The organism is Brevundimonas sp. (assembly GCF_018608325.1).
Lineage (GTDB): Bacteria > Pseudomonadota > Alphaproteobacteria > Caulobacterales > Caulobacteraceae > Brevundimonas.
The window spans coordinates 1-1,658 of sequence record NZ_JABAZW010000035.1 but is presented as its reverse complement, the minus strand read 5'-3'; the positions used below and the strand labels follow the sequence as shown (position 1 = coordinate 1,658).

Annotated in this window: 2 protein-coding genes and 1 pseudogene; 2 read left to right on the top strand and 1 reads right to left on the bottom strand. The window is 61.6% G+C overall.

The annotated features are described in order from the left end of the window. Window positions 1-46 precede the first annotated feature (46 nt). Complete coding sequence (gene ctrA, locus QZ281_RS03865; RefSeq protein ID WP_201096711.1) at window positions 47-748, bottom strand: response regulator transcription factor CtrA; 702 nt, start codon at window positions 746-748, stop codon at window positions 47-49. A gap of 356 nt (window positions 749-1,104) precedes the next feature. Here ctrA and QZ281_RS03860 point away from each other — a divergent pair, with 356 nt between their 5' ends. Both QZ281_RS03860 and QZ281_RS03855 read left to right on the top strand, forming a co-directional pair. After that, a complete protein-coding gene (locus QZ281_RS03860) occupies window positions 1,105-1,464 on the top strand; it encodes a helix-turn-helix domain-containing protein (protein ID WP_292224928.1) in 360 nt (119 codons plus the stop codon). Continuing rightward, window positions 1,461-1,658: pseudogene (locus QZ281_RS03855) on the top strand (hypothetical protein); the annotation flags it as partial. The gene QZ281_RS03860 and the pseudogene QZ281_RS03855, both read left to right, overlap by 4 nt.

Genomic DNA, 1,658 nt, shown 5'->3' with positions numbered 1-1,658 from the left:
CCGCCGTTTCCGGCGGGCGTTTCGAAAGTTTCGGATCGGGAACCGATCAGGCGGCGACGGTGATTGCGCCTTCGGCCGGGTCGCGCAGGACATAGCCGCGGCCCCAGACGGTTTCGATATAGTGTTTGCCGTCGGCGGCGGTGGCCAGCTTCTTGCGCAACTTGCAGATGAAGACGTCGATGATCTTCAGTTCAGGTTCGTCCATGCCGCCGTACAGGTGGTTCAGGAACATTTCCTTGGTCAGGGTGGTCCCCTTGCGGAGCGAGAGCAGCTCCAGCATCTGGTATTCCTTGCCCGTCAGATGCACGCGGTGACCGTTAACCTCGACCGTCTTGGCGTCCAGGTTAACCGCGATCTCGCCGGTGTGGATGATCGCCTGGGCGTGGCCCTTGGAACGGCGGACCACGGCGTGGGTGCGCGCGATCAGTTCATCCTTGTGGAAAGGCTTGGTCAGATAGTCGTCGGCGCCGCCGCCGAAGGTCTTGACCTTGGTTTCGATCTCATGGCTGCCCGAGAGGATCATCACCGGCGTATTGATCTTGCCGACGCGAAGCTGGCGCAGGACCTCAAGACCGCTCATGTCCGGCAGGTTCAGGTCAAGCAGAATGAGGTCGTAGTCATAGATCTTGCCCAGATCGATGCCTTCTTCACCCAGATCGGTCGTGTAGACGTTGAAGCCTTCCGACTTCAGCATCAGTTCGATGCTTTGAGCCGTGGCGTGGTCGTCTTCGATCAGCAGGACGCGCATTCATGCCCTCCAGGCAAAAGCTTAGCGGTAACCACCCACGCATACTGCTGGGTAACCTTGTTCGCAGGTTAAGGGCGGAAAACCTTAAGAAAGGTTAATTCCTCACCATGAATCGAATCGTAGGCTGATTTGGGAATCGCGGTCGAGGCCTACAGGTCAATGATTCGAAATTTATTAACCATAATCCAAGCCCGGGCTTCGACGGCCCTCACCGCCGGACGCTGACCTGGCCGCGCGCAACCTGTGCGCGGTTAATGCGGCACGTCCGTTCCTGACGCGAGTTAGGATTATATTCCCATCACAGTTCGAGACGGCGCCAGAACGCCCGACTCGGCGATTGTTGGGGAGAAGAGCTTTTGAACGCAAACGAATACAGGGTTCCCGTCACGGCGGAAGATCGACTGAGAGCCGGACTGGCCATTCATATGGTTGCGGCGCGCACAGGGGTTCAGCCGGAGCAAATGACGGCGCGCGGACGGGCCGACACCGGCGTGTCGCGTGCGCGCTGGCTGGCCATGTATCTGGCGCACATCTCGTTCGGCTGGCCGCTGGAGCGGGTGGCCCATGTGTTCGGCCTGAACCGCTCGACCGCCTCCAGCGCCTGCCGCTGGGTCGAGGAGGCGCGCGACGCCCAGCCGGTCGATCAGTTGCTGACCCAGTTGGAGACCTGCCTGCACTCGGTCATCGAGGCGCCGCGTCAGGAATTGCCACGATGAGCCGCACCGTTGAACGCGCCCGCGATCTTATGGCCCGCCACCCCGCCGCATGGCTGGCGACGCAGGGCGACGGATACGCCCTGCGGATCGGGCCGGACCGACGCAGCCGCATCGCCCTGACACTGGACGAAGCCGACTTTCGCCGCCTGATCGATCAGCCGGGCCTGCGCACGCGGCTGGAAGGCTGTCTCTTA